This is a genomic window from Neobacillus dielmonensis (genome assembly GCF_000612665.1).
GTDB classification, from domain to species: Bacteria; Bacillota; Bacilli; order Bacillales; family Cytobacillaceae; genus Neobacillus; species Neobacillus dielmonensis.
Genome location: NZ_HG942031.1, coordinates 24618 through 31794, shown reverse-complemented (window position 1 = coordinate 31794; position 7177 = coordinate 24618). Strand labels below are relative to the sequence as shown.

General features: G+C 40.3%; 6 protein-coding genes. 1 reads left to right on the top strand and 5 read right to left on the bottom strand.

The features are described 5' to 3' along the window. Positions 1-127: 127 nt before the first annotated feature. The 3 genes from BN2425_RS03095 to BN2425_RS03085 form a co-directional block, all read right to left on the bottom strand. Positions 128-460, bottom strand: a complete 333-nt coding sequence (locus tag BN2425_RS03095) for a nitrous oxide-stimulated promoter family protein (protein ID WP_042454924.1) — start codon at positions 458-460, stop codon at positions 128-130. 384 nt (positions 461-844) lie between these two features. Further along, entirely contained in the window at positions 845-1621 is a 777-nt protein-coding gene (locus tag BN2425_RS03090; RefSeq protein ID WP_042454920.1) for an arginase family protein, read from the bottom strand. Positions 1622-1790: 169 nt separating this feature from the next. Continuing rightward, on the bottom strand, positions 1791-3344 hold the full coding sequence (locus BN2425_RS03085; RefSeq protein ID WP_042454919.1) for a bifunctional ADP-dependent NAD(P)H-hydrate dehydratase/NAD(P)H-hydrate epimerase: 1554 nt from the start codon (positions 3342-3344) through the stop codon (positions 1791-1793). Between the two features lie 221 nt (positions 3345-3565). On the opposite strand from BN2425_RS03085, the gene BN2425_RS03080 reads away from it, so the two are divergent. Then, entirely contained in the window at positions 3566-4558 is a 993-nt protein-coding gene (locus BN2425_RS03080) for an NADPH:quinone oxidoreductase family protein (RefSeq protein WP_042454915.1), read from the top strand. 76 nt (positions 4559-4634) lie between these two features. Here the strand turns inward: BN2425_RS03080 and BN2425_RS03075 are convergent, their stop codons facing one another. Both BN2425_RS03075 and BN2425_RS03070 read right to left on the bottom strand, forming a co-directional pair. Beyond that, positions 4635-5465: an energy-coupling factor transporter transmembrane component T family protein gene (locus BN2425_RS03075; RefSeq protein ID WP_042454913.1), complete on the bottom strand. Its 831-nt coding sequence runs from the start codon at positions 5463-5465 to the stop codon at positions 4635-4637. After that, positions 5456-7168, bottom strand: coding sequence for an ABC transporter ATP-binding protein (locus BN2425_RS03070; protein WP_042454911.1), 1713 nt, complete (start codon positions 7166-7168; stop codon positions 5456-5458). Before BN2425_RS03070 ends, BN2425_RS03075 begins: the two co-directional genes overlap by 10 nt. Between the last annotated feature and the right edge of the window lie 9 nt (positions 7169-7177).

The following is a 7177-nucleotide window of genomic DNA, read 5'->3' as shown; positions in this document are numbered from 1 at the left end:
TATTATATCATATTAACGCGGTGAACTGTTAAAGTAATTAGATGTAATAAGAGGCTGCCGAAGGGTTTTTCGACAGCCTGAGTCCTCTTCCATATTACGGGAGAGGACTTTTTTTTCTAATGAATAGCTAGGAACTTTGACCATTAAACACATGCTTAATAGAGAAGAAAGGATGATAAAGAAACATCCATGGCCATGAATAGCTCATAACATCCCTCATCTCTTCTCGGTATTTGGTTTTAAAACAATGGATATGGCAATACATGCATGCGGATTTCCCCTCTCCATACCGGCAAAGTGAAAGTCTTAACACCGCATAACTTTTTAAATCCTGGCAGTTTTTACAAAGCTTATCTCTGTGATGATTTTTTCGGCAGTATAATTCAATCATTTCCTTAACGATTTCTTTTTCCTTCTGAATATTTGGACCTGTATTCGGTTCATACAATTGTGCTCTCATGGTAGTAAACCTCCTATTCGCAGATTTACTTAAAAGCCTCTTATAAATTGAAACATATATACCTTTTACCTCTTTTAAAAATGCTCTGTTAAATTTGGCTGTTGATTTCTGCTCCAGGCGCTAAAGCGAACCCGCGGACGTGCCGGGGAGCCTCAGGACACTGAAATTCTCGAACCCGCCCACGCACGAAGAAAATGCGATAGTACAAGGAAAGCATCCATGAACTATCTTCGCACGAAATTATGCGATAGCCATATTTGAGGATTTTCGAGGAGTCGATTGCCTTCCGCTCCAATCAACAGAGTTAAAAAAGTCAACATGATCGTTTAACAGAGCCATTTAAAAAGAAATTCAACCGTTTGACAAAGTTTTTTAAAATTGAGGTTATGCACCTTTTATCTGTTGCTGCTTTGTTTTTAGACAGGTCCTTAATATAGTAAGATTAGCTGTTTCATTTCTTTGAACCATAGTCTGATATTCTGGCAGAAAAGCATCTACTGGTGATACATGAGCTTCGCCGCAAACATCGATTCCCTCCACCTGTTTTGCATTTAGTAACCATTCCAGGTAAAAGCTTAGTTCATCAAGCTTCATACACCCCTGATCCCAATTAGTGACCGCCTCAGAAGTATTCAAGACATCTTTATCGATGCTGATGTATATATTTTTCGTTTGAATGATTGATAGGATTAAATTGATTGAATAATGGTGTTTGCCCTTAAATGGAAAAAAGACAACTCGAGGATGTTTGGAGTATGCTGTAAGGTTAGTAGAACCGATGATAACAACTTTTTGAAGTAATGGAATTTCCTTAAGGGCATAAGATACCCATGACCCGCATGAAAGCAATTCTTGGTCCTGTTCCATTCCTAAATCAGGATGATTATCAAATAAGATTAAGGTAAATGGCGTACTAATCTCTTTTAATAATAAGTACGTAATATAATGGTAGTTTCCGCTGCCGATAAAGGTAATTCCTTTCTTCTTTCTGTTTTGCAATCTTTTTGCTATTGCTCGTAATGAATCTTCTTCACAGTACAAGTTCACATGTCTCATATTCCTTAAATCAATGTTTTCATGTGTTTGTCTTCCTAATCCTTTCTGCCAAAAATAGGTCTCATCAAAATGAAGTAAACTGATTCCGTTTCTTAATAACCCCATTTTCTTCATCTCCCAATAAAATATCTTATTTAAAGATTTAATAGGTTACTAGTAATTTCATTATATCACTTAAACAAAAAACATTAAGTGAAACAACTATGAATTAAAAAAGTCTTACCAGTTGATGGGTAAGACTATTGTATGATGCCAAGCCCTATAAATTGCCTAATTATTTCACCTGAGAGTGCAGCAGACCCTTCACCCCATCAATAATATCTGATGGCATGACACCATAATGGGAGAGAACTTCAGCTTTTGCTTCCCCCGCCTTTGCATGCAAAAAACTCGCACCTATAAGCGCCTTTAATGGTGCTGATCCTTGTGCCAAAAATGATGCCGCTAGTCCTGTTAGAACATCGCCACTTCCTCCTTTACCAAGAGCATCATGACCATGAGGATTAATATAGACACTTCCGTCTGGGCTGGCAATAATGGAACGGTGTCCTTTCAGCAGCAAGTAAACATTGTAGGTCCCTGCAAACTCAATGGCCGTTTCAAGCCGGTCAGCTTCCACCTCATGCACTGATTTACCTATCAGTCTGGCCATTTCCCCTGGATGCGGAGTAAAGATTACATTTCCCTGATAGTCACGGATTAACGCTAAATCATCTTTAAGTAAATAAAGGGCATCTGCATCCACAACGATGGACTGATGGGTCAGGGAGCCCAGTAATGTCCGCAGCAATTCCCCTCCACCTGAAAACCTGCCCATCCCTGGACCAATCGCAATACTGTCAAATTGTGGGAGTGCCGGTATTAACTCAGAAATCGCCTTCGTAGAAAAATGGCCATCCTCATCTTTTAATGGCATTAATAAAGATTCTGGATTTTGGGCAGCCGCCATAGGATAAATACATTCTGGAACAGCCAATGTCACTAACCCAGCCCCTGAGTGGAGCGCAGCTTTAGCTGAAAAAATTGGGGCACCTACAAATTGACGGGACCCTCCTAAAATTAAAACGTGGCCAAAGGTGCCTTTATGCCCATTTTGTGGTCTTTTAGGAATGAAATCACTCACCATTGAATCCGTTATGATTTTTGGCATATCCAAGCCCAACTCCTTAGCAGAAGAAGGCGGCACGGAAATATCTACTGCTTTCCATTCCCCGACGTGCATGGGCCCATCCTGTAAGAAAAATCCTTTTTTCGGAAAAACAAAGGTAACCGTCCTGTCGGCTTTTATTGCTGTACCCGAAGCTTCCCCGGTATCACTATTGAGACCAGACGGGATATCAACGGAAATAATCAGTTTCCTCCCACTGTATTCATTAACCATAGAAATGACTTGGTTAAACTGCTGTTTGACAGGTCCATTTACACCTGTACCTAATATAGCATCCACGATGATGTCAGCCTGGCCCAATTCAGCTTGTAGTAATTTAATATTGGGGCCTTCCAGATAAAAAATCGGCAGGTTTCTTTTGGCATATGCTTCATAGTGTACTTTTGCATCTCCCTTGATCCGCTCTGGGTTCACTAACAAACATAGGAGAAGGTTCCAGCCAAGATCAGCCAGCCTCCTCGCTATAACAAAGCCATCACCGCCGTTATTTCCACCCCCTGCTAGAATAATGACCCGGGGCTTAGCACAAGGAGCGTTTGTAACAATTTCCTCCACAACCTTTGCACCAGCGTTTTCCATTAGCACAATACCAGGCAATCCCAGCTCTCTCATTGTATATTCGTCCATTTTCTGCATATCTTTCTTACCTGCCGCGTACATCTTTATCCCTCCTGCAGGTTATTGTTATACTATATATTATAAGGTAAGCCCAGCAATCTTGCTGAAGAATGAGTTAACATAAAAATATCTGCGAATTCCTGATTTTGATAATTCATTATCAAGTTCGCAGGATTGTGACAAATTTTTTGGGTTACCTATAGTAAGATAGATTATATTTTCACATATAAAATAGTTTTTTATTTAGAAGGGAGTAATGAATTTTGAGTGAACGTTTTAAAGCCTTAGTGGTGGACAAATCAGAAAATGACTTCTCTGTAAGCATTAAAAATCTATCTATTGACGACCTTCCTGCCGGTGATGTGCTAATCAAAACTGCCTATTCCAGCATTAACTACAAAGATGGATTGGCCAGCATCCCGGAAGGAAAAATAATTAAGTCCTATCCATTCGTTCCAGGCATTGATTTAGCAGGCGTGGTGGTATCTTCTCAGGACCCGCGCTTTCAAGAAGGAGATAAAGTAATAGCGACCTCTTATGAAATCGGAGTATCCCATTATGGAGGATATAGTGAATATGCCCGGATACCCGGAGATTGGATTGTCCCATTACCGGAAAATTTATCATTAAAAGAAGCAATGGCATATGGAACTGCTGGGTTTACTGCAGCACTCTCCATTCAACGCTTAGAGGAAAATGGTTTAACTCCGGAGAAAGGCAAGGTTTTGGTAACGGGAGCAACTGGCGGTGTTGGGAGCTTGGCTGTAGCCATGCTGGCAAAACGAGGGTATCAGGTAGTGGCAAGTACAGGTAAGGAAACAGCTCATGAATACTTACATAAACTTGGAGCAGCTGAAATTATTTCTCGCGAGGAAGTATATAACGGAAAAATCAGGTCACTAGATAAACAGCTATGGGCAGGTGCCGTGGATCCTGTAGGCGGAGAGTACCTTGCAGCGGTTTTAAGCAAGATTCAATATAATGGGGCGGTCGCTGTCAGTGGATTGACTGCGGGCGGAAATGTACCAACCACGGTTTTCCCTTTCATCCTGCGAGGAATCAGCCTGCTCGGGATCGATTCGGTTTATTGTCCAATGGAAGTAAGAAAACCACTATGGAATCGTATGGCTGATGATTTAAAACCGGCTGGGTTATTAGAAACAATATCCCATGAAATCGGCTTGGAGGAATTATCCGATACACTTCCGCTCATTTTAAAAGGGCAGGCCAAAGGTAGATTTATTGTGAATCTTTAAGTTCAGTGCAACGGAAATTTCCTAAAAAGCCCTGTTCGACTGGTTGTTGATCAATCGATGAGGGCTTTTTCTGTTTTTAAAGAAATGGATTATAAAACCGATTACCATCATAAAATGTAACTGTTATAGATAGGACGAATACCATTCCGATTAACAATAAGGCCAGATAGTCATTTCGTCTAAAAGGTCTTGCACTGTACCATGTCCGTTTTTTATTTTTCCCAAAACCTCGCAAATCCATAGCATTGCTTATGGTTTCGATTCGGTCAAGGCTCGACAAAACCAGGGGAAAAATGATCAATACAGCATTTTTAAACCGTTTTGGCAGTTTTTCTTTACGAGACATGTCAAGCCCTCTAGCCTGCTGTGCTAAAGCAATTGTTCTGTAATCCCTCTGAACATCTGGTATATACCTTAGTGCAAGGGCCACAGCAAAAGCAATTGAATAACTCACACCAATTCTATTTAACGAAGAAGCAAATTCGCTTGGATGGGTTGTAACCATAAATAGTAAGGCGGCTGGAATAACCGTTAAATATTTCAGAGTAATATTGAGTTGATAAAACAACTGTTCAATCGTTATATTATAGCTGCCCGTTATAGTGAATAACACATGCTGTGTCTTATAAATTTTCACCCCTTCTTGTGGTGAAAAAATATAAATAGCTAGATTATTGATAAACAAAAATATCAAAATGAACACTAGCACAAAGGCAACATCCGCTATTTTTATTTTTGAAATGATAAAAACGAGGATGCTGCCAATTAGTAAAAAGAACAGAATTCTTGTGTCATAAGTGAGCATCGACGCGAACGACCACATGATGAAGCAGAGAAGCTTCGTAACACCTGTTAAATTGTGTATCAGAGACTTTCTATCAAGATATGAAAGCATTTCTACTGCCATTTCCGTCCTACCACCTTATCATGGGCAATAAATCGCTGTATGAATTTTTTTGCGTCCCTTACCTCTGCAAGGGCGGCTAATTCAAACAATGAGGTCTCTTTTAAATTCGCCCTATCAATCACAGCTTTGTCGGCTAAAACATTAACGGACAAGTCATCTGCAATTTTTTCTCCCGATTCAATGACTATTGCTCGCGGTGTGTACTCTAGCATAAGGTGCATATCATGTGTGATCAAGATAATGGTAACCCCTAATTTATTTAACTGCTGCAAAAAATCCATAATCTCTGTATAATGTCGAAAGTCTTGCCCCGCAGTCGGTTCATCAAGGATAAGAATTCTCGGCTGTAAAACTAAAATAGAGGCAATCGTTACCCGCTTCTTTTGTCCAAAGCTTAAAGCGGAAATAGGCCATTTTCGATATGGAAGAAGACCACAAATTTTCAAGGTTTCATCCACTCTTTTTCTGATTTCTGTTTCGGCCACTCCTCGAATCGTCAGCCCCAAGGCTACTTCATCATAGATCAAGTGTTTAGATATCATGTGATTAGGATTTTGCATGACCAATCCTACTTTTAAGGCACGGTCTTTGATGGTATCCTTTGCAGCATCCTGTCCCTCAATGATTATTCTTCCAGAGCTTGGCCGTTCAAATCCGCAAATTAGTTTGGTCAACGTTGACTTTCCTGCTCCATTTTTACCCACAATGCTAACCATTTCTCCTTCTGCAATGGAAAAAGATAAATTGTTGAGTATCTTGTTTCCTCCAGGATAAGAAAAAGCGATATTTTCTAATTGTAGGATTGGTTTACTACTCGTTAAAGGATTTAAGGATTCTACTTCTTCCAGCCAGTGTAACAGCTTTTCCTTGCAGCCATTAATGTTTAGGCTGTCGATACGCTCCGGACGCATTTCGGGCGTTATTTTACAGCCAGCATATTTTAGTGCACGGATATAAAGCGGTTCCCGAACAGACACACGCTCTAATACATCCGTTGCAAGTAGTTCAGCCGGTGAAAGGTCGCTGACAATTTCTCCGTCGTTTACTACAATAATTCTATCCACGTTACGGAAAAGAACATCCTCAAGCCGATGCTCAATAATGATGACTGTTTTATTCCGCTCCCGGTTCAATTGATCGATAAGTTCCACAGCGTGTTTTCCCGTTGCTGGATCCAGATTTGCCAATGGTTCATCAAAAAGGAGAATGTTGACTTCGTCCACCATTACACCCCCAAGTGCCACTCTTTGTTTCTGTCCACCAGAAAGTGAGTGTAAGGAATATCCAAGGTGATCAGACATGCCAACAATCTCAGCCGCCTCTTTTACTTTTGAAATCATTTCTGCTTGTGGTAAACAGTCATTTTCCATGGAAAAAGCCAGGTCTTCGGCGACCGAAAGCCCAATAAACTGCCCATCCGGATCCTGCAAAACTGTTCCAACTTTCTTAGAAATGGCAGATATCGGCTCAGTGCTTGTATCCATTCCAATAATTTTGAGCTGTCCCGTTATATCTCCTTTATAGGAGTGAGGGATTAAGCCGTTAATGCAATGACCAATTGTACTCTTACCAGAACCAGATGGTCCGACAATTAGAACTTTCTCTCCTTCGTATACTGTAAAATTAATGTTGGTTAGTGTAGGCTTTGCCTGACTCCGATATTTAAATCCAAAATTAATAAACTCAATTACTGGTTTTTTCATATTGTCTCC